19 protein-coding genes are annotated in these 20,513 nt (G+C 62.9%); 12 read left to right on the top strand and 7 right to left on the bottom strand.

Going from position 1 to position 20,513, the window contains the following annotated elements; genetic code table 11:
- The first annotated feature begins 43 nt into the window (after positions 1–43).
- Both pbpC and I5S59_RS07190 read left to right on the top strand, forming a co-directional pair.
- Positions 44–2,398 carry a peptidoglycan glycosyltransferase PbpC gene (pbpC, locus tag I5S59_RS07195; protein WP_197876023.1) on the top strand — a complete coding sequence of 785 codons (2,355 nt, stop codon included), beginning with the start codon at positions 44–46 and terminating at the stop codon, positions 2,396–2,398.
- A 107-nt stretch (positions 2,399–2,505) separates the two neighbouring features.
- Positions 2,506–4,173 carry a ShlB/FhaC/HecB family hemolysin secretion/activation protein gene (locus tag I5S59_RS07190; protein WP_197876022.1) on the top strand — a complete coding sequence of 556 codons (1,668 nt, stop codon included), beginning with the start codon at positions 2,506–2,508 and terminating at the stop codon, positions 4,171–4,173.
- Positions 4,174–4,182: 9 nt separating this feature from the next.
- Here I5S59_RS07190 and I5S59_RS07185 read toward each other — a convergent pair whose 3' ends face one another.
- Positions 4,183–4,590 carry a response regulator gene (locus tag I5S59_RS07185; protein ID WP_128321464.1) on the bottom strand — a complete coding sequence of 136 codons (408 nt, stop codon included), beginning with the start codon at positions 4,588–4,590 and terminating at the stop codon, positions 4,183–4,185.
- Positions 4,591–4,660: 70 nt separating this feature from the next.
- Positions 4,661–4,870: a Flp family type IVb pilin gene (locus I5S59_RS07180; RefSeq protein ID WP_197876021.1), complete on the bottom strand. Its 210-nt coding sequence runs from the start codon at positions 4,868–4,870 to the stop codon at positions 4,661–4,663.
- Positions 4,871–5,192: 322 nt separating this feature from the next.
- Here I5S59_RS07180 and cpaB point away from each other — a divergent pair, with 322 nt between their 5' ends.
- Genes cpaB through I5S59_RS07140 form a run of 8 tightly spaced genes read left to right on the top strand, consistent with a single transcriptional unit; the run spans position 5,193 to position 12,622 of the window.
- Positions 5,193–6,122, top strand: a complete 930-nt coding sequence (gene cpaB / locus I5S59_RS07175; RefSeq protein WP_197876020.1) for a Flp pilus assembly protein CpaB — start codon at positions 5,193–5,195, stop codon at positions 6,120–6,122.
- Positions 6,123–6,142: 20 nt separating this feature from the next.
- Positions 6,143–7,390, top strand: coding sequence for a type II and III secretion system protein family protein (locus I5S59_RS07170; protein WP_197876019.1), 1,248 nt, complete (start codon positions 6,143–6,145; stop codon positions 7,388–7,390).
- Positions 7,387–8,577 (top strand): pilus assembly protein, encoded by a 1,191-nt coding sequence (locus tag I5S59_RS07165; protein WP_197876018.1) that lies wholly within the window; start codon positions 7,387–7,389, stop codon positions 8,575–8,577. Before I5S59_RS07170 ends, I5S59_RS07165 begins: the two co-directional genes overlap by 4 nt.
- On the top strand, positions 8,574–9,845 hold the full coding sequence (locus tag I5S59_RS07160; RefSeq protein WP_197876017.1) for a CpaF family protein: 1,272 nt from the start codon (positions 8,574–8,576) through the stop codon (positions 9,843–9,845). Before I5S59_RS07165 ends, I5S59_RS07160 begins: the two co-directional genes overlap by 4 nt.
- A gap of 20 nt (positions 9,846–9,865) precedes the next feature.
- Positions 9,866–10,723 (top strand): type II secretion system F family protein, encoded by an 858-nt coding sequence (locus I5S59_RS07155; protein ID WP_197876133.1) that lies wholly within the window; start codon positions 9,866–9,868, stop codon positions 10,721–10,723.
- A 1-nt stretch (position 10,724) separates the two neighbouring features.
- Positions 10,725–11,612, top strand: a complete 888-nt coding sequence (locus I5S59_RS07150) for a type II secretion system F family protein (protein WP_197876016.1) — start codon at positions 10,725–10,727, stop codon at positions 11,610–11,612.
- A 12-nt stretch (positions 11,613–11,624) separates the two neighbouring features.
- Positions 11,625–12,326 (top strand): tetratricopeptide repeat protein, encoded by a 702-nt coding sequence (locus I5S59_RS07145; protein WP_197876015.1) that lies wholly within the window; start codon positions 11,625–11,627, stop codon positions 12,324–12,326.
- Positions 12,327–12,358: 32 nt separating this feature from the next.
- Positions 12,359–12,622 carry a DUF3613 domain-containing protein gene (locus I5S59_RS07140; protein WP_197876014.1) on the top strand — a complete coding sequence of 88 codons (264 nt, stop codon included), beginning with the start codon at positions 12,359–12,361 and terminating at the stop codon, positions 12,620–12,622.
- An 18-nt stretch (positions 12,623–12,640) separates the two neighbouring features.
- Here I5S59_RS07140 and I5S59_RS07135 read toward each other — a convergent pair whose 3' ends face one another.
- On the bottom strand, positions 12,641–13,423 hold the full coding sequence (locus I5S59_RS07135) for a response regulator transcription factor (RefSeq protein WP_197876013.1): 783 nt from the start codon (positions 13,421–13,423) through the stop codon (positions 12,641–12,643).
- A gap of 133 nt (positions 13,424–13,556) precedes the next feature.
- A complete protein-coding gene (locus tag I5S59_RS07130; RefSeq protein WP_197876012.1) occupies positions 13,557–14,027 on the bottom strand; it encodes a prepilin peptidase in 471 nt (156 codons plus the stop codon).
- Between the two features lie 74 nt (positions 14,028–14,101).
- Between I5S59_RS07130 and I5S59_RS07125 the strand changes: the two genes are divergently transcribed.
- Together I5S59_RS07125 and I5S59_RS07120 are read left to right on the top strand one after the other, a co-directional pair.
- Positions 14,102–14,545, top strand: coding sequence for a TadE/TadG family type IV pilus assembly protein (locus I5S59_RS07125; protein ID WP_197876011.1), 444 nt, complete (start codon positions 14,102–14,104; stop codon positions 14,543–14,545).
- Positions 14,542–17,241, top strand: coding sequence for a PAS domain-containing sensor histidine kinase (locus I5S59_RS07120; RefSeq protein ID WP_197876010.1), 2,700 nt, complete (start codon positions 14,542–14,544; stop codon positions 17,239–17,241). Before I5S59_RS07125 ends, I5S59_RS07120 begins: the two co-directional genes overlap by 4 nt.
- Here the strand turns inward: I5S59_RS07120 and I5S59_RS07115 are convergent.
- From I5S59_RS07115 to I5S59_RS07105, 3 genes are all read right to left on the bottom strand, one after another.
- A complete protein-coding gene (locus I5S59_RS07115; protein WP_332262069.1) occupies positions 17,226–19,178 on the bottom strand; it encodes a pilus assembly protein TadG-related protein in 1,953 nt (650 codons plus the stop codon). The genes I5S59_RS07120 and I5S59_RS07115 overlap by 16 nt on opposite strands.
- A 103-nt stretch (positions 19,179–19,281) precedes the next feature.
- Positions 19,282–19,842, bottom strand: a complete 561-nt coding sequence (locus I5S59_RS07110) for a DUF4136 domain-containing protein (RefSeq protein WP_197876009.1) — start codon at positions 19,840–19,842, stop codon at positions 19,282–19,284.
- Between the two features lie 19 nt (positions 19,843–19,861).
- A complete protein-coding gene (locus I5S59_RS07105) occupies positions 19,862–20,500 on the bottom strand; it encodes a DUF4136 domain-containing protein (RefSeq protein ID WP_197876008.1) in 639 nt (212 codons plus the stop codon).
- Positions 20,501–20,513 lie beyond the last annotated feature (13 nt).

Genomic DNA, 20,513 nt, shown 5'->3' with positions numbered 1-20,513 from the left:
GCCTGCTCGGTTCCCTGGCTGTTGCCAGCAACAGGTGGGCCTGATGCACATCTTAGCGCGCCCTTTGCGGCCGATGGCGAAATGCCTGGGTGTCGTGCTGGGCGCGGTGCTGTTGCTGGGCTGCCTGTTGTGGGCGGCTGACCGCCTGTGGCCATTGCCGTTGCCGACCGACGATCTGGCGCGGGTGGTGCTGGCTGAAGACGGCACACCCTTGTGGCGCTTCGCCGATGCCGAGGGGGTCTGGCGGTATCCGGTCAGCGTCGAGCAGGTTTCGCCTTATTACCTGCAGGCGTTGCTCAATTACGAGGATCGCTGGTTTTACCGGCACCCCGGGGTCAACCCTCTGGCCTTGGGCCGTGCTGCCTGGCAGAACCTGCGTGGCGGGCGCGTGGTGTCGGGCGGCAGCACCCTGACGATGCAGGTGGCGCGCCTGCTTGACCCGCACTCACGTACGCTGCCGGGCAAGCTGCGCCAACTGTGGCGCACGGCGCAGCTGGAGTGGCACCTGTCCAAGGCGCAGATTCTCGAACTGTACCTCAACCGTGCTCCGTTTGGCGGCACCTTGCAGGGTGTCGCGGCGGCCAGTTGGGCGTACCTGGGGAAATCGCCCCTGCACCTTACGCCCGCCGAAGCGGCATTGCTGGCGGTGCTGCCCCAGGCGCCGAGCCGCTTGCGTCCGGACCGGCACCCGGCACGGGCTCAGAAAGCGCGCGACAAAGTCCTGCAACGCCTGGCCGAGTACGACGTCTGGCCGGCCCAGCGGGTCGTCGAGGCGATGGAAGAGCCGCTGTTGCTGGCGCCACGCCAGGAGCCCGCGCTGGCACCGTTGCTGGCGCGACGCCTGAACCGCCCGCACAGCCCGCCGCTGATCCGTACTACCCTGGATGCTTCGTTGCAGCGGCGCCTGGAGGACTTGCTGCTGGGCTGGCGCGCGCGCCTGCCCGAGCGCACGTCCGCGGCCATTCTGGTTGTCGAGGCGCAGAACATGGCGGTGCGTGCTTACCTGGGCTCGGTCGACCTGAATGACGAGCGCCGCTTCGGCCATGTCGACATGATCACCGCGTTGCGTTCTCCGGGTTCAACCCTCAAGCCGTTTCTGTATGGCATGGCCATGGATGACGGCCTGATCCACTCCGAGTCCCTGCTGCAGGATGTGCCACGGCGCTACGGCGACTATCGGCCGGGGAACTTCTCGCTGGGTTTCAGCGGCCCGGTGGCGGCCAGTTCTGCCCTGGCGCTGTCGCTGAACCTGCCGGCGGTGCAATTGCTCGAAGCGTATGGCCCGAAACGCTTCGCCGCGCACATGCGCAACGGTGGCGTGCCATTGACGCTGCCGCCGCTGGCCGAACCGAACCTGTCATTGATCCTGGGCGGTGCCGGCAGTCGGCTGGAGGACCTGGTGGCCGGCTACGGCGCCTTGTCGCGCGCTGGCCTGAGTGCATCGATTCGCTTGCAGCCGGATGCACCGTTGCTCGAACGCCGGTTGTTGTCGCCGGGCAGCGCCTGGATCATCCGGCGCATTCTCAGTGGCCAGGCGCGGCCGGACCGTGACCCGCATGCCGAACTGGTGCAGCGCCCGTTGTTGGCCTGGAAGACCGGTACCAGCTATGGCTTTCGCGATGCCTGGTCCATCGGCGTCGGGCCACGCTACCTGATCGGTATCTGGATCGGCCGGCCCGATGGCACACCGGTGCCCGGCCAGTTTGGCCTGGCGTCGGCCGCGCCCTTGATGCTGCAGGTTCACGATGTGCTGAGCAATCGTGACAGCCAGCGGGGCATCGCCGTGGCGGCCGTGGGGGTGCCGGCCAATGTCGGCGTGGCGGCGATCTGCTGGCCGTTGGGCCAGCCGCTGGCGCGCCAGGATGCCAATTGTCGGCGCCAGCGTTTTGCCTGGACCCTGGATGGCACCACGCCGCCGACCTTGCAGGCGTCTGACCAGCCCTTGAGCGTCGGCCTGGACGAAACCGTCTGGGTCAACGGCCAAGGGCTGCGGGGTGACGCCAGTTGCCCAGGGGCCAAGGCCACGCAGGTTGCCCTGTGGCCGGCGCCGCTGGAGCCCTGGTTGCCACGCGTGGAACGCCGTGAGGCGCGCTTGCCGGCGGTGGACCCGCACTGTCCGCCACAGGTGCCACCCAGCGCACCGCCGTTGTCGATTGTCGGGGTACGCCAGGGTGATCAGTTGCGTCGCCCCGCGAGCAGCCGCGAGCCCTTGCGCCTGGATGTCTCGGCGTTGGGCGGCAGTGGCCGACACTGGTGGTTCCTCAATGGCTCACCACTGGGCGAGTCGAACGGGCAGCAGGGGCTGACGGTGAACCTTGAGCAGTCCGGGCGGGTCGAGTTGAGCGCGCTGGACGAAAGCGGCCAGACCGCGCGGGTCGAGTTCCAGGTCAATGATTGAAGGGGGAAGGCAGGACGCATTAGACGGGGATGCTGCGACCACCTACGCTTGAGTGACCACTGTGCAGTCCTGGCTTCCGCTTACCGTTGAGGATCACGGAGCGTCCTATGCGATCGTTGGCCGTTGCCATTCTGGGGCTTTCCTGGGCCTCTGTGCCAAGCGCCGAGCCCCTGCCGAGTTACCTCAACAGCAATGAAACAGAACGCAGCCTGCCCGCTCCCAACCTGCCGATCGACGCCTACCGTCCGCTGCTACCCGTACTGCAATTGCCGACGCTTGCTGTGCCGTCGCAAGCGTTGCCGGCGAACACCCGCATCAAGGTGCGCAAGGTACGTTTTGAAGGTGGCAGCCTGTATGCCCTGAGTGATCTGCGCGACAACTATCAGGGGCTGATTGACCGCGATGTCACCCTGGCGGAACTGACCGAAGCCACCGAACGCCTGACCCGCCGCTACCAGCAGGACGACTATGTGTTGTCCTATGCCTACCTGCCGCCCCAGGATTTTGCCGATGGGCGCGTGCAGGTGGTGCTGGTCGAGGGCTACATTCGCGACGTTGAGCTGCACGGCGACGTTGGCCCCGCAGCGAACTACCTCAAGCAGTTGGCAAGCAAGCTCAAGGCGGAACGCCCGGTCATGCGCAAGACCCTTGAGCGCTACACGACGCTGATGAGCCGGGTGCCCGGTGTGAGCCTTCAGGCTGAGGTCACCTCGGCCGGCACAAGCGATGGTGCGACGACCATGATCGTTCACGCTTCACGCCAACCTTTTGCCGCAACACTGGACCTTGCTGACAGCAACCGCGAGAGCCTGCAGGCATTGTTGGGCGCAAGCAGCAATGCCCAGACCTCGCTGGCCGAGCAGGTCAGCTTCAGCGCCCTGTTTCCCCCAGGCAATGAACACGAACACTATTACCGCCTGGATTATTCGCAGTACCTGGACAGCGAAGGCAGCCAGTTGAACCTGTCTGCCACGCAGCTGCGAAGCGACCCCAATGCGCGGCTGCGCCTGAATAATGGTATCGACCTCAGGCAGCACCGCGACCTTGACCGTTATTCGATTGGCCTGAGCCAGACGCTGACGGCGTCTTCCCACGAATGGCTCAGCGTTGCCGGCCGCTTTTACACCGTCAATGACGACACCGACTACGAGGGCGTTGATGTGCCGCTCAGGTACAACAGTCGTACCGACCTGCGCGCACTGGGGTTCGAGGGTGACTGGCGCACGAGCACTGCCCGGCAATTGCGCATCCTCAGCGTCGGCGCCTACCAGGGCCTGGATTACCTGGGGGCGAAAACCGACAGTGAAATCGATCTGGATTTTTTGCGCGTGCGCGTAGCCGGGGTGCAGAGCGATGGGTTTTTCGACCATTGGCAAGGCGTCGCCTCGGCGGCGTTGTACTGGAGCAATGACAGCTTGCCCGACAGTGAGCGCGCCGTGTTCGGCGGGCAGAACTTCGGCCGTGGTTATCCCGGCGACCAGGCCTCGGGTGATAAAGGCTGGGGCGCCGCCTATGAGCTCAACTACAGCATCCAGGGCACGGGTGAGCTGTTGAAACTCGTACAGCCTTATGGCGTGGTGGATGCGGCGCGTAGCTGGTTCAACCAGCTCGACGTGCGCGACTCACGCTTGTCGTCCGTTGCGCTTGGGGTGCGTCTGGGGGATGCGCGCAATTACAGTCTTTCACTGGAAGCGGCCAAACCGATGTCGGACATTGCCCTGGACAGTTTCGATCGGCGGCCGCGCTATACCTTGAGCTTCAGGTACTCGTTGTAGCTGCTGCACTCAGTTCACAAGGTGCAGGCGAGGTAAGGGAAAGAGGTTGTCCAGGGTTTCCAGCAGGCGGGTGTGATAGATCGGCTTGCGGAACAGGTCCAGCACTTGCAGACGTAGCAAGTCACTGATGTCGTCCATGTCGGCATGCCCGGAGGTGACAATCACCGGCAAGTGCTGGCGGGCAGTGTGCTCGCGCAGGCGCCTGATCAGTGAAATGCCGCTTTCCTCCGGCATGCGCAGGTCGGTGATCACCAGCGCCACGTCCGGGTGGCGGGTGAGCTGTTGCAGGGCAAGTTTCACCGACGTGGCGGTGTAACAGCAAAAACCTTCGCCCTCAAGCAGCTCGGCAAGTTCCAGCAAAGCGTCCTCTTCATCATCCACCAGGAGAATCTGTTGTCGCTGGGAAGAGGTCAGCATGGAGAATTTCCGTTTAAAAAATGATCACGATGGCAGTTCGATAACGCGCTATGCGCCTACTCAAGCGACGTTAATTTGCAGGTTTGCCCGCATTTGCCGTACTGGTCAACGACGTTTGCACGGTAGTAAACACAGTCTTCAACCCATCGGAAATAGGCGACATGAACGTCGTCAACACCGCCGCCACCATCGCCGCGGCAATCGCGTATTCAATGCCGGACGCGCCATCCTTGCGGTAGAAAAACTCTTTGCAGCTCTTGAGTACTTTGGAAAGACGCATGGCACTTCTCCTGGCGCACGAGGCGCAGATGGCGGGGCTTATTCGGTGATTCCCCTTTGCCACCACAGCATCGTCAACGGCTGATATTCCAGCAAATGTAAGAAGGCATTAATACGAAAGTTATAGTGAAAGACTGACGCCAATAAGCTGTTGTTTTAGGGGGGTGTCGGCTTTGGGATGGAAAATTTTCTGACGGGTAATGGCACTTTGGCTCAGTTGCGCTACCTTCAAATAGCGAAATAGTTACTTCCTGTGTCGACGGTGTGTGCCGGTTCACGTCGTGTGCAATGGACGTACAAGGTAGTCAGAAGGGAGCGCCGGCATGAGCAGTCGTTTTACCATCATCCTTGCGGGCCTCTTTCTGTTCGGTGCCTTGGTGGCGGGCTACTGGGGCCTGAAGCTGAGCGCTCCGGTCGCCGAGCCTGTTGCCGCACCTGCTCCCCCTGCCGCCACGCCTGTCGCGGCTCCTGTCGTTGAAAAGGCGCTGGATCAAACACGTCAGCCGGTGGTAGTGCTGCGCCGCGATGTGGCGCCGTTTACCCCGCTGACGGCGGAAGACCTGCTGGTAGAACGCCTGCAGGTCGCTCCCGCCGGTAGCTTCCAGACCCAGGAACAAGTGCTCGGCCGCAGTAGCTGGCGGGCGCTGCCTGCCGGCACCTGGCTGCAAGAGAGCAGTTTCGAGTCCGGCGGCCCGCTGGCGCGCATGATCCGCCCCGACGAACGCGCCCTGGCATTGGCCGTTGACGAGGTGGTGGGCGTCGCCGGGCAGTTGAGCCCGGGCGACTACGTCGACGTGTTGCTGTACCTGCGCGAAGAAAACAACAACCCGCAAGCGTCAGCCCAGGTGGTGTTGCCGGCGCTGCGCCTGCTCAGTGTCGGCAGGCAGCTTGGGCTCGGCAGCGATGGCCAGCCGGTAGAGCCGGCGCTGGATGAAAAGGCGCGCCTGGAACAACAGCGCACACCCGCCCGCACGGTGGTGCTGGCGGTGCCGGAGGTCCTGGTGAATCGCCTGTTGCTGGCTGCCCAGGCGGGTAGCTTGCGCCTGGCAGTGCGCAGTGCCGAAGAAAAACTGCTGGCACGGTACTGGTCCGACCCACAGAACCGCACGCAGGTAGCAGACAACGCCAACCGCGAACTCTATCGCTTCAGTCAGCTGGCGCAGACGCCGGTTGTCCACGCTGTGGCCTCGGCAGCACCACGCCAAGGCATGGAAATCATCCGCGGTAATCAATCCGGTCAGCCCACTCCCTGATCCAGCTAGGATGCCCTTCAATGAGCAGTCGTTCCCTGCGCGTCGTCAAACATTTGCTGTGGGCTGTATTCTGGACCGCACCGCTCGTGCCCCAGGCCCAGGCCAGCGGCGGTTGCTCGGCACTGTCCCAGCTGCCGGCGGTGATCGAGATGGATCAAGGCTTGCAGCAGGAGGTGCGGGCATCGGTCGCCATCACCCGGGTAGCGGTCGGCGACTCGAAAGTGGCCGATGTGCAAGCCAGCGGCGATGACGCCGTGTTGCTCACGGCGTTGAGCCCCGGTGCGACCAGCCTGATGGTCTGGACCGCCTGTGCCAAGGCGCCGTTGCAGACCATGCTGTTCGTCAAGGGTGTGGCGACGGCGGCGATGGCGGAGACGGCGCTTGCGCCCTCGCAGGATGCGACGTTGCCCAGTCAGGTTCAGGCCGATATCCGTTTTGTCGAAGTCAACCGGACCAAATACAAGGAAGCCGGTGCGCGGCTGTTTTTCAAAGGCTCGAACAACACCCTGATCGGTTCGCCGGGGGCTACGCCGATTACCACGGTCAGCCCGGGCAGCGTGCCGGATGTGGTGCGCGGCATTCCGCTCGACAATGATGTGTTCAACATTGTCTGGGGCGGTGGCAGCAGCCGCTTCCTGGCGGCGATCAATGCCCTGGAAAACAGTGGCTTTGCCTACACCCTGGCGCGTCCGAGCCTGGTGGTGCTCAGTGGCCTGTCCGCGAGCTTCCTCGCCGGCGGCGAGATCCCGATCCCGGTGCCCAGCAGCGGCAGCGACAACGTTTCAATCGAGTACAAGGAGTTCGGTATTCGCCTGGCCCTGTCGCCGACGGTGGTCAGCCGCGACCGCATCACGCTCAAGGTTGCCCCGGAAGTCAGTGAACTCGACTACACCAACGCGGTAAACATCGCCGGAACCCTGGTGCCTGGGCTCACGGTGCGGCGTACCGATACCAGCATCTCCCTGGCCGATGGCGAAAGCTTCGTCATCAGTGGCTTGATCAGCAGCAGCACACGCTCGGCGGTGGACAAGTTTCCGGGGCTGGGCAACATCCCGATCCTCGGGGCGTTCTTCCGCCAGTCGCAACTCAAGCGCGATGAAACCGAACTGCTGATGATTGTTACCCCGCACCTGGTCCAGCCCATCGCCGCCAATGCACAGTTACCATCCTTGCCGGGCGAAAAGTTGCGCAACTACGACCCGAGCTGGGGCCGGTTGTTCTTTCTGGAAAACGGCGACTTCGAGAGTCGCAGCGGGTTATCCCAATGAGCGAAAGCCTGAGCCAGACCTTTCTTGCCCTCACCCGCAACGAGGCCGACCTGCAATGGCTGCAAGGGGCGCTGGCGCCGCTGGGCCAGGTGGTCGGCGCCGGCAGCGGCAGCCTTGACCAGCTGCTGGCGTTGATCGACGTGACCTTTGCCAACCTGATCTTCGTTGGCCTGGACCGTGATCAGGTGGTCAACCAGTGCGCGCTGATCGAAGGGGTACTGGAAGCCAAACCGATGCTGGCGATCGTAGCCCTGGGCGACGGCATGGATAACCAGCTGGTGCTCAATGCCATGCGCGCCGGGGCGCGGGATTTTGTCGCCTACGGCTCACGCTCCAGTGAAGTGGCGGGGCTGGTGCGGCGCTTGAGCAAGCGCCTGCCACAAGTGGCCAGCAACCCCAGCCTGGGCGGCCTGACCGTGCTTTATGGTACCCAGTGCGCAGCCGATGGTGCGTTGCTGACGACGCACCTGGCGCGAGTAGTACAGGTCAGCGGCCAGCAAACCCTGCTGCTCGACCTGGGGTTGCCGCGCGGCGACAGCCTGGCCTTGCTGGGGCTCGAAGCGTCCTTTCATTTTGGCGATGCCCTGCGTCACTTGCGCCGCCTGGACAACACCCTGATCGACAGCGCGTTCACCCGTGAACAGTCGGGCTTGCGCCTGTTGGCCTATGCCGACGGTGACGAACCGCTGGAACGCACCAGCGCCGCCGAGCTGTACATGCTGCTCAGTGCCCTGCGCCAGCATTTCCAGCACATCGTCGTCAACCTCACGGGGCAGACCGATTGTGAGGCGCTACGTACCTTCGTCAGCCATTGCGACAAGCTGATCTGGTACACCGACCAGAACGTGCTCGACTGTCGGCGCAACCTGGATGTGCTGACCCTGTGGCGGGAAAAGGGCATGAAACTCGAGCATGCGAGCCTGCTGGTCGACCGTTACCTCAAGGGCGTGGCGCCCGATTCCGACGCCCTGGCCAAGCGCTTTGAACTGCCCTTGCTGGTGGTGCTGCCGTACAGCCCGGAGGTGCGCCTGAACAGCAAGAACCAGGGGCTGCCGCTGTTTGAACTCGCCCCACGGGAAAATTTGACGCAGCAGCTCAAAGCCTTGGGTGAACGGCTGGCCCGGCGTTCGGAACACAGCAAACCGTCCGGTGGCAACTGGCTCAACCGGCTCTGGGGGCATAAATGAGCAGCGTCGACGAACTGTTTGGCGGGCCTCGGCACAATCAGGACAACGATCCTCACGTACTCAAGCGGGCGTTGCACCGCTATCTCATCGATGCCATCGAAGACAGCGGGCGCAACCTGCTTGAAGGCGCTCGCCCGGCCCTGGCGCAGTTCGTCATGGAGCAGGTGGGCGACTATATCGCCCGCCTGCACCTGGCGTTGTCGCGCTACGAAATGGAGCGGCTGGCCGAAGAGCTGGTCGATGAGCTGACCGGTTACGGCCCGCTGGAAGTGCTGTTGCGTGACACCAGTGTCACCGAGATTCTGGTCAACGGCCCGCACCGGGTGTTCGTTGAACGTGCCGGCGTACTGCAGCAAACCGACCTGCGGTTTATCGACGCCCACCATGTCGAGCGGGTGATGCAACGCATTCTTGCTCCGTTGGGCAGGCGCCTGGATGAGTCTTCGCCCATGGTTGATGCGCGCATGCCCGATGGCAGCCGGGTCAACGCAATCATTCCCCCGGTTGCGCTGGACGGGCCGTGCCTGTCGATCCGCAAGTTTCGCAAGGACATGCTCAAGAGTGCCGACCTGCTGGCCACACGTACGGTCGATCAGAACATCCTCGACTTTCTGCAGCTGGCGGTGGCGCGTCGCTGCAATATTCTGGTCAGTGGGGGCACCGGTACCGGCAAGACCACCCTGCTCAACATCCTCAGCCAGTTGATCAACGCGCAAGAGCGGTTGGTGACCATCGAGGATGTGGCTGAACTGCAGCTGGACCACCCGCATGTGGTGCGCCTGGAAACCCGGCCGCCGAATGCCGAGGGGCATGGCGAAATCAAGTCCAGCGAGCTGATTCGCAACGCCCTGCGGATGCGCCCTGACCGTATCCTGCTCGGCGAAATTCGCGGCGTGGAAGTCCTCGATGTGCTGACGGCGATGAACACCGGGCACGACGGATCGATGAGCACTGTGCACGCCAACACTGCCCAGGATGCCTTGTTGCGACTGGAAACCCTGGTGGGCCTGACCGGGCGGCTGGTGGCGGAAAAGACCCTGCGCCAGATGATCTGTGCCGCGCTGGATGTGGTGATCCAGCTGACGCGCCTGGCCGATGGCCGTCGCTGCGTCAGTGAAGTGCTGGAGGTGGTGGGTGTACGCGATGATGTGTATGTCACCAATACCCTGTTTCGCCTCGACCGGCGCGGTGGCGAAGGCTTCATGCGCGAGGCGATGAACCCGGCCGGCGAAAAACTGCGCCGCGACTACGTCGAGCCACGGCCTTGATCGCCCTGTTGCTCGGGCTGATGTGCCTGGGGTTGCTGGGTGTCTCGGTCCGGCTGTTCTACAGCGGCATGCGCAAGTCCGGCACGGAGCGCATTCTTGAGCGGCTCGGCCGGGTGCAGGAACTCTCGGCGCCCGTGCCTGGCGGCCGCCACAGGCTGGACCGGCTGTTTCAGCGCGCAGGCCTTGAACGGCGCAATGACCGCCTGGTGTTGTGGATGGCGCTCTGGGCCCTGTTGTCGTTGCTGGTCGGGCTGGCGCTGCACGGGTGGTTGGCGGCGCTCCTGTTACTGGCCGGGCCGCTGTTGTTCCGGGTGTACCTGGGCTGGCGCTACCACCGGCGCCTGCAACGCATGATCGAGCAATTGCCGGTGTTGCTTGATCACAGTGTGCGCAGTCTCAAGGCCGGTCGAACCTTGGGCGATGCCGTACTGGGGGCTATCGACGCCTCGCGCGAGCCGTTGCATGGCGCCATGCAACGGGTGCGGCGCAATGTGCAGATGGGCATTGCCCTGGACGATGCGATGCAGGAGCTGGCCGAGCTTTACGATCAGGACGAGTTGCGCCTGTTCGCCTTGGGGCTGCGCATCAATCACCGCTACGGCGGTAACGCCAGTGAGTTGCTGGAGAACCTGATCAAGCTGATTCGCGAGCGCGAGCAGGGTGCTCGCCAGTTGCGCGCGATGACTGGCGAAACACGTGTCACGGCGATGGTGTTGGCGTTGTTGCCGGTGGGCGTAGCCGGTTACTTTTTGCTCAGTAACCCTACGTACTTGCTGAGCATGTGGCACGACAGCCACGGCCAGCTTTTGCTGTTGGGCGCATTTGCCATGCAGGCCCTGGGTTGTCTGGCGCTGTGGCGCATGTTGCGGAGTCTCTGAGATGGCCTTGATGCTCAGTGCGGTGCTGTTTTTTGCGGCATTCGGGTTGCTGCTAAGCCAGTTCGTTCGTCAGCAGCGCAGGCAAAAACAGGTTGCCCTGCGCCTGCAGGGCAAGCTTTCCCGCGACAAGCGCCTGGACACCTGGCTGCACCAGCTGGGCAGCAGCCACCTGGCGCAGCGCTTGCTGAACCTGGACAGCGAATCGCGGCTGCTGCTCGACCGCGTTGGCTGGCGTCGCCAGCGTCAGCGGGCATTGTTTGCCGCCTGCCAGTTCGCCACGCCGCTGTTGGCCCTGGGTGCTGGCATTGTGGCCGAGCAGACGTCCACGAGCGACAGTCCGACCACCTGGCTGGTGATGCCGCTGTGTGCCATGGGGATGGGGTACCTGTTACCCAAGCGTCTGCTGGCCTACGCCGCAGCGCGGCGCCAGCAGCAGATCGTGCGCGAGGTGTCGACCTTCATTCCGTTGCTGCGCGTGCTGTTCGAGTCAGGACTTGCGGTGGAGCAGGGCTTGCGTGTGGTCAGCCAGGAAGCGCGGCAACTGCTGCCTGTGCTCAGCCAGGAATTGCGCACGATTCTGACGCGGGTCGATTCAGGCCTGGCGCTGGCCCCGGAACTTGAAAAAACCGCGCAGTTGCTGGCAGTGGACGAGTTCAGCGACACCTGTGTGATTCTTCAGCAGCTGCTTGCCCAGGGCGGGGCGGCGATGAAATCGCTGCTGGCACTCAAGCAATTGCTCGATGACCGGCGCCTGACGCGGATGCAGGAACGGGTATCGAAGATGTCCGGAAAGATGTCGATGGTGATGATGGTGTTTCTGTTTCCTGCCTTGCTGATCGTGCTGGCCGGTCCCGGCTTCACGGCATTGGCAAAGGCCATGGGCTCGTAGGGAGAAGTGTGGATGAAAGCAGTCACTGTAGTCATGAGCCTGATGTTGCTGGGGGGGTGTGCTGCCGACGGCAAGGCGCCGTGGTTGGCATTGAATGGCGGCGACTCCGGGTGCTCGAAACCTGATTCGAGCCAGGAACTGGCGTTGAGCATGGCCGACGAGATGCTCAGCGAAGGCCGTCCGCATGCCAGCCTGGCGCACCTGGAGGCACTGCCAGCCGATATGGCCCAGGTGCGCCTGCGCAAGGCCAAGGTATCGCGGTTGCTGGGGCGCAGCGAGGCCGAGCCGTTGTATCGCAGCCTGCTTGGCGGGTGCCTTGCGGCCGAGGCCGAGCATGGCCTGGGGCAATTGTCTGCGGCGCGTGGCGACAACGTTCAGGCGCAGTTGCACCTGTTGCGGGCGGTGCGCCTGGCGCCCACCGACGAGAAAGTGCGCAACGACCTGGGGGTGGTTTACCTCAATCAGGGCAACAGCGAACAGGCACGTTTCGAGTTTTTGACGGCAATCGAGCTCAAAGACAACAACACCCTGGCCGCGGTCAATCTGGTCAGCTTGCTGCTGTACCAGGACAAGTGGCAGCAAGCGGCTGATCTGGTGTCACGTTTCAACCTCAGTTCCGCTCAGTTCAGCGAGGCGAAGTCGCGTGCCGAGCAGTTGAAGAAACCGGGTACATCGCGACCCGTGCGCAGCGATCAGGTCGCAGCAGTGCAGTAATTTTCCACCCACCAGGCAACAGTGAGGCCGCCATGAAACCCACATTGCTACTGATGTTGTCGTTGAGTGCACTGCCGTGGGCTGCTTCTGCCATTGAACCGGGGCCTTCCTCCAAAGAGCAACAGGCCACCGAGAACTGGCTGCAGATGCAGGCCCGCAATGAGCAGGCCTCGAAGATTCCGCAGACAGCAACGCCCCGGGAGCGGGATCAGAGCATGCAGCGCTGGCTGGACAGCTACCGCTATGAAATCCCGGACTTCTATCGTTGGGAGCAAGGCAATACGTCCAGCAAATAAGGGGCGAGTGGCGGCGCCTCAGTGCGCCGTTACCCGCAGATGCAGGGGCGAATTGCCGGGCGACAGTGCCAGCGCCAGCTGGGTGCGGTTGTGCATGTGGGTCAGGCGCAGCACCTGCGATACATAGAGTTTGACGGTGTTTTCGGTAATACCCAGTTCGCAGGCGATTTGGTAATTGGTCTTGCCTTTGCTGACCAGGCGCGCCACGTCCAGTTGCCGTGGTGACAGCTGTTCGAAAAGCGCCGGCAGGCTTTCGGTGTCGGGCTCGCTCTCGACGTCGGAGGCACGGCGATGCGGCCCCAGGCCCCGGGCCTTGTCCAGGTCCTGGTAAAGGTCGTCGATCGAGTCGGCGAGAAACTGCAGTTTCTGGTTCAGGTCGCCCAGGTGCTGGAAGCTTTGCTGGCGCTCCTGCAACGCCGCTTCCTGACGTTGTACGCCTTCGAGCAGTTCGTTGAGGTCCACAGGCTTCTGGTAGTAGTCGGCAAAGCCTTCGCGCAAGGCCCGGATCACATCCTGCTTGTCGGCGCGCCCGGTGAGCATGATGGCTTCGAACATCCGCTGATGCCCGGCGATGACCTTGAGCGCCCTGACCAGCTCGACGCCATCGTACTGCGGCATGTGCAGGTCGCACAGCACCAGGTTGATGGCGGGGTCGGCGGCAAAGCTATCGATGGCCTGGGCGCTGGAGTGGCAAGGGATACAGCAGTAATCATGGCTTTCGAGAAACTCGCACAGTTCCTCGACGATCAAGGGCTGGTCATCGACGACCAGCACCTTCACGGTTTTGACGGTCTTGTTCACACGCTACTCCCTGTTTATAAGCCCCTCTCTCCCGGAGCCTGGGGTTACGCATCGGGTGGCTGACTCCCTAGAAAGTAGTCGTTCCTTATGACTATGCACAAGAACTGAAGACGCTGATCAGGTAGTTAGGCGACTAATGGATCCAGACACCGGCCAATATGAAGCCGGCCAATATGAACGGTGCAAAGGGTTGTTTCGTTGACGCTTGTTCGCTCAGCTGCTTGATACGGTTCTTAACCTTTTGACTCAGCAGCGACCACAGCCAGCGGCGACTGGACAGCCAGATCAGCACCGCAATGCCTGCGCCGATGAAGGTGCCGAGGATATACATGCGGTCTGTTGCCAGAGCCAGGGCTGCCAGCAGTTTCACGTCGCCTGCGCCGAAACGCCCGAGCATGTAGCCAGGCAGGGTCAGGAGCATGACGATGGCCAGTGCCCAGCCGCCTTCGCTGGCATCGGCACCAATCCAGGTGTGTCCGGTGATGAACAGGTAACCCAGTGCGCAGGTTGCGGCACCGAGCGTCAAGGTGTTGGCAATCTGGCGCTCACGCACGTCTTGTTCAACGCACAAGGCAAGCCACAGCAGCAGAACAATGCTTTGCATTGGCGAAATGCATCCCTTTGTGTTGAATGATTCTATGCTGTCTTTCAGGTGTCACTGTCAGGGTAGACGCGATCATGAAAGCAGGCTCGGTCAAACAACAAAAAGGCGCAGTCGCGCTAGAGTTCGCGGCGGTATTCGTGATCTTTTTCGCAGTCTTCTACGGGGTGGTCAGCTACGGACTGCCCATGCTCATGCTGCAATCGTTCAACCAGGCCAGCAGTGAAGCCGTACGCCGCTGCGTGGCCCTGGACCCGTCGAGCAAAACCTACCGCAACGATGTCGACACCCTGGCCAAGGGGGTACTGGGCGAACAGTTGGCGTGGATGCCCAAGTCGTTGAACTTCCAGCTTGCCAGTGATGCCAGTGTCACCCTGACAGCGGGCAACCTGTTGACGGTGAAGATCGATTACGCCAAAGAGAAACTGTCTGCCGTGCTGCCGGTACTGATTCTGCCGGGCATTGGCGAAGTCCCGCGATTACCGACGCACCTGACCGCCGCAGCGAGCCTGCAACTTTGAGTGGCGGGCAACGCCTGTTCGGGCGCTGGCGTGGGCGCTTTGCGCAGGTAGCAACAGCCGCCACGGAACCGTCGACCAGTGTGTCGGGTGTGGGCCTGCAGGTATGGATTGACGACCAGGCCATTGTCCAGCGCCTGGCCGGCCCGTTGCGTTCGGCCCTGGCTCTGCCTACGCACAGCAGCACACGCCTGCAGGACTGCGTGCAGCCCTACAGCCTGCTGGTGCTTGAAGGTGAGCCGACAGATTGGCAGGCACAGTCTCTGGACCTTGATTTCAAGACCGCCAGCGGCGGCACCCTGCATACTCGCGGCTGGTTGCAGGCGCAGCCTGACGGCTGGCTGTTGCAGCTCTTCGATATTGGCGACCTGTTGCAACACCGCCAGCAATCCGTGCGTGCCGAGCGCCAGCGCCACCTGACCAGCCATCTGGCGGCAGCGTTGCGCGATTGCAGCATCGAATGCCTTGGCCGGGTTGCCCAGGAACAGTTGCAGTGGCTGGTCCACCATTGGCGGGCCAGCGGCGGGCGAATACTGCTTCAAGGCGAGGCAGGGTGGCAGACCTACGCCACCAGCAGTGACCCACTGCCCTGGCCCAGCGATGAGGTGCTCGGGCCGTTGCTGGGCAGGTTGGCTCCCGGGCAAATGATTTCAAGTGCCGACGATGCGGCGTTACGCGAGTTGTTGCCGCAGGCGGGGGCGTACTTGCTGCCTTATGCTCAGGGGCACTGTGTGCAGGCCTGGTTGATCTGTGTGGGGGCGCATGAGGCGATGGTCGCTGCGGATGCCTTGAATGCCTGCGCGGCCTATGCGGAGCCCCTGGTAAGCCGTTTGGCCGCGTTCGACCTGCAACAGCAAAGCGAACGAATGGACAGCCTGCAACTGCAGCTGGGCGCCGGCTGGTGGCAATGGCGTTTGAGTGAAACCAGCCTGCAGCTTGATCCCGGGTTGGCCGCAACTTTGGGTGTTCCCGCGCGATTGACCGTCGGCCAATGCCTCAGTCGCGTGCACCCGGCTGATCGCGAAGCGGCGCAACTGGCGCTGGCCGAGTTGCAGCGTGACGGCTGTGCGTTGCACCTTAACGTACGCCTGCTGGACAACAATGTGCAGGCCAATCCACGCTGGTATCGCTTGTGCGGGCAGGTACGCGGGAGTGGTCAGCAGCGCCGGCTGCAAGGCTTCATGCTCGACATCAGCGACATCAAGTTTCAGCAGGTTCAGGCCAGCGCGGCTCAGGCTCGCCTGGAAAACCTGATTGCCAGTTCACCGGCGGTGATCTACATCCAGCGCTACGCCGAAGGTGCGCTGCAAGCTGAGTTCTTCAGTGCCAGCCTGCATCCGATGCTGGGTTGGGCGCAGGTCGGCGATGAGGTGCTGCAACCCGCTCAATGGGTGCACCCGGAAGATCAGTCCATCTGGCTGGCACGTACGCGCACGCTGTTGCGCGAAGGCCAGGTGCGCAGCCGCTATCGCTTGCGGGACCACCTGGGCGGTTATCACTGGGTGCTCGATGAGGCCCGCCTGCTGCGCGATGACCTTGGCTTGCCGGTGGAGGTGGTGGGTATCTGGCTGGACGTCACCGAGGCCACCGAGGCGGCCGAACGCACGCGGGTGAGTGAAGAACGCTACCGCGTGCTGGTGGAGGACTCGCCGGCGATGATCTGTCGCTACACGCCGGAACTGAACCTGGTGTTTGGCAACCAGCCCCTGGCCGATTACCTGGAGTGCAGCACGGCGCAGTTACCCGGGATCAACCTGGGACAGTGGATGTCGGCGGCGCAACGCGATGCCTTTGTCGAACGCCTGGCCGGGTTGACGGTGGAGCAGCCGGTGAGTACGGCGGAAATCTGCCTGACGCTACCCGGCCGCGAGCATGCCTGGTGGGTCTGGGCGGATCGTGGCCTGTTCGATGCGCAGGGGCGGCTGCTCGAAATCCAGGCGGTGGGACGTGACAACACCCAGGTGCGGCGCACCCAGCAACAGCTGTTGCAAAGCGCGAAAATGGCCACGCTTGGCGAGATGGCCACCGGGCTTGCCCATGAGATCAACCAGCCGCTGAACGTGATGCGCATGGCGGTGGTCAACGCGCTCAAGCGCCTTGAAAACGGTGATGTGCAGGCGGATTACCTGCAGGACAAGCTCAAACGTATCGACGCCCAGGTCCAGCGTGCTTCGCGGGTGGTGGATCACATGCGTGTGTTTGGGCGTCGCTCGGAAGTCGAGCAACAGCTGTTTGCACCGTGGCAGGCCGTGGAAGGCGCGTTGTCGCTACTTGCCGAGGGCTTGCGCGGAAAAGGCGTGGAACTGCGGGTCGAAACCCCGGCGCAGGCCCTGATGGTCAGCGGTCACCAGGACCAGCTGGAGCAGGTGCTGATCAACCTGATGGTCAATGCCCGCGATGCCTTGCTGGCGCGGCGAGAACAGCAGCGAGAGCTTAACCCCTGGATCGCCGTGCGCATGCAGGCCGGCGAGCGTCAGGTGCAATTGCTGGTCGAGGATAACGGTGGGGGCATCGAGCCGCGCCTGCTTGAACGTATCTTCGAGCCCTTCTTCACCACCAAGCCCGTGGGCGTCGGTACCGGCCTGGGGCTTTCGGTGAGCTACGGGATCATCGATGCCATGGGCGGCTGCCTGAGCGCCGAGAACGCCGCCGAGGGTGCGTGTTTCCGTATCGAGCTACCGGTTCACAGCACCAGCTGAGCGCGCGTGCTGGAGCAGGTCAGGTTGGCGCCTACTTCGACTTTCACCAGATCAATCCCCAGGGTTTTCAGCAGCGTGTTGACCAACGGATTGACCAGTGGGCTGAGCAGGCCCTTGATCAACGGCTGAAGGATGGCTTTCACGTCATCGAGTATCCCGGCGGTGACGTCCAGCAACCCGCCGAGGATGTTGCCCTGCACGGGTTTGTAGGCCTGCACTTTGATCCCGGCGATGGTGGTATTCAGGCTGTCGACGATGTTGCTTGCGGTGGTGCTCATGTACGCCGGCGACTGGTTGATGTCCGGTGGCGTGTGGTCTGCGGGGGCGAACCTCAAGGTGTAGACCGGGTCGGTGGAGTTGCTGCCAAGCAGGGGGGCGTTGACCATCACCCCGATGCCTCCGCCGACAAAGGGCGTACGTGTGCCGCACGAAGGTGGCAGGATCAGCAGGCGACTGCAGTAGTTGGTGCCGATGTCGATCAGCGGCAGCGGAGTAACGGCCGTGGTGCCTTTGCTGAAGAAGTCGTTGGGGTCCTTGAACTGGCCGATCGCCAGGTCGACAGCGGAGCTTTGGGTGGGCGCGGTCAGGGTCTTTTCGGGGGCGCAACTGTAGTCGCTGATCTCGCTGGTGGCTTTCGCCACCTGGACCCCGATGTCGATGTGCACGGTGCCCGGCAGCAGGATGATGTCGCTGACCTTGCAGGGTATGCCGAGCGCGCAGGTCAGCGACTGTACGGTGCCCAGCAGATCGAGGTGGAGCAGGTTATTGAGCACGTTGGTCAGCGGTGCAGCCAGGTCCAGCACCGCATTGACCAAACCGATCACCGTATTCAGCACTGGCAGATCAAGCGAGATCAAGGCGCGCACCTGGGCGGTGTGCACCTTGATCAAATCGCTTTTAGGGTTGCCGATGGCCGAAATCTGCTGGGGTTCAATCACCTTCAGGCGGACTTTACCTTTGGCCAGCCCCAGTACATCGATCGGCATTTCGACGGTGGCTGCGCTTTCTTTGGTCGAGAGCAAAATGACGCTTTGCACCAGGTCCAGCACTTGTACGCTGGCATCGAGCCCGGCCTGGGTCGTACCACTTTGCAGGTCAAGAATCTTGCCCAGTTGCAGCAGCCGGGTGTTGTCCGACCCTGCGGCGATTTTCCCCAGATTGGTCACCACCTCGACGGTGGCGCCGCCTTTTTGCAGCACTTTGACCGCAGCCTGGACCATCTGGCTCGCGGTAGCGCCAACACTGAGCAACTGCTGGTAATCACCTGCGCTGACGTTGGCAATGATGGCCAGTTGATCGAGGTAACTGAGCAGGTTGATCTGAGTATTGGCGATGCCCTGCCAGCCCAGCAGGTCGAGTTGCACATTACCGCCCAGTGCACCGAGTATGGCATTGAGCAGTACCGATTGCTGCGTATTGACCGTGGCCAGTGTGCTGCGAATACGCAGCATGGCCTGCGGCGGTTTCGGTGTTGCGGCAATTGCGCGTGCGCTCAACAGGGTAGTGGTGGGCAGCGCATTGCCACTGGCCAGGGCCATTACCCCGGCAGCGACACTGGTGGCCACCGCCTGCGTGGCGGTTACGCGAATGGCGTCATTGTGCAAGGCATCGACGCTGAAGTGGCGCAAGCTGTTGGTTTCGGTCTTCAGCGTGCCGCAGGCGGTGCTCAGTGTGTTGTCAGCCGCTGCTTGATAGCCGTTGCGCAAAGCGCTGGCGCGCGCCACGGCATCAGCTTGCGGCCCGCTGCCGCTGCAGACGGCGTATTGTCCTGCAGCTTCCAGTGCAGCCATGTCGACCACCCGCTGCAGGCGCCGTTGCTCCAGATACAGCCGGCTGCTGTCGATCACCATCAGCATGAAGACCAGCCCCATCGCCAGGGTCAGGGCGGCCATCAGGCCAATAGCGCCGCGCTGCCGTGCGGGAAAGCGACAAGACACGAGCACTCCTTTGCCGGCCCTTGGCCGCGCGGGGCAACAACTGTGTGAGGAGTGTAGTCAAGGAGATGGCCAGTCGCCTGCATGGCGACCGGCCCGCTGACAATCAATGCGGTGGGTAGTTGGAGAGGGCGTTGGTCACGGTTTTCTGAATCGCGTTGGCACGTTCTTCCGGGCTGGGCGGGTAGTTGTTCATGATCTGTTCTGCACTGCCGCGCCAGACCAGTTTGCCGTCCTTGCCGTCGAACATGTCGACCTGGATGGTCGCCACCTTGTAGTCGACGCTGCGGGTTTCGTTGTACATCGGCCCGCCCCAATAGTTACCCCAGTAGCCGCCCCATGCACCGCCGTAGTTGGTGGTGATCTGCTGCTGACGGTCTTCGACTATGAGGTAGGTCTGCACTTTAAGGTCCCCGTGGGCACCGCTTTGGGCCGGACGCAGGCCGCGCTGGTCCAGCTGGCCGGTGACGGCCTGGCGAATGCGCTGCTCGGTCAGGTCGCTCTTGATACGTGGATCATCGGGGCGATACTGCAACGCGGGCTCTTGCCAGACCCAGCTGCGGTAAGCGGCAAAATCGCGGCTGGCATCGTAGTCCTGACTGACGTTGCCGCTCTGGCAAGCACCCAGCAACATCACCAATGGGAGTAAAGCGAGACGGCGCAACATGATGGATCTCCAATTGCATTTAGCTAGGAGGATAGCCGCTGAGGGCTTTTTTGACGGATTCACGCAGGGCGTCCTCGCGCTCGCCCTGGGAACCCTGGCTGGCAGTCTCGGCACTGGTGCTCCACACCGCCTGACCGTCGCGGGCGTCATACAGCTCCAGGTGCACCACCATCACTTCCACTTCATAGGTGCGCACCAATGGCACACTGCCGTAGACACCGTAGCCATTGTGGTAGCGTCCCACGCTGCCGTAGCCGCCGTAGCCGTATCCACCGTAGGGATAGGCATCGTAGGGGTAATAGTCTTCACGCACCTGGCGCAGGCGACGCTCCAGGCTCATGTTGGCACTGACCAGCAGATCGCCCTGGCCATTGCGCGCCGGGCGCAAGCCGCGCTGGTCGAGGGCATTGCTGACGGCATCGGCCAGTTGTGCAGGCTCGGTCAATGCAGCACCGGTCGGAAGTTGCCCGTCGCGCCAGGTCCAGCTGCGGTAGCGTCCATAGTCGCGCGGTGCTGGCGGGTAGGCGCTGGCATCAAAGGTGGTGGCTGCCCCGGGCGGTGCCGGCGGCAGGGGACGGGAGCTGGCGACGTAGGGATTGCTGCCTTGGCAGCCCGCCAGTGCCACGCACAGCAGGCCTGCGCTCAAACGGTACGGCATGTCACCCTCCCGG

This window comes from Pseudomonas alkylphenolica (genome assembly GCF_016009175.1).
In the GTDB taxonomy this organism is placed as follows: domain Bacteria; phylum Pseudomonadota; class Gammaproteobacteria; order Pseudomonadales; family Pseudomonadaceae; genus Aquipseudomonas; species Aquipseudomonas alkylphenolica_B.
Note: the sequence above shows the minus strand (reverse complement) of the source record. Positions and strands in the feature narration are given on the sequence as shown.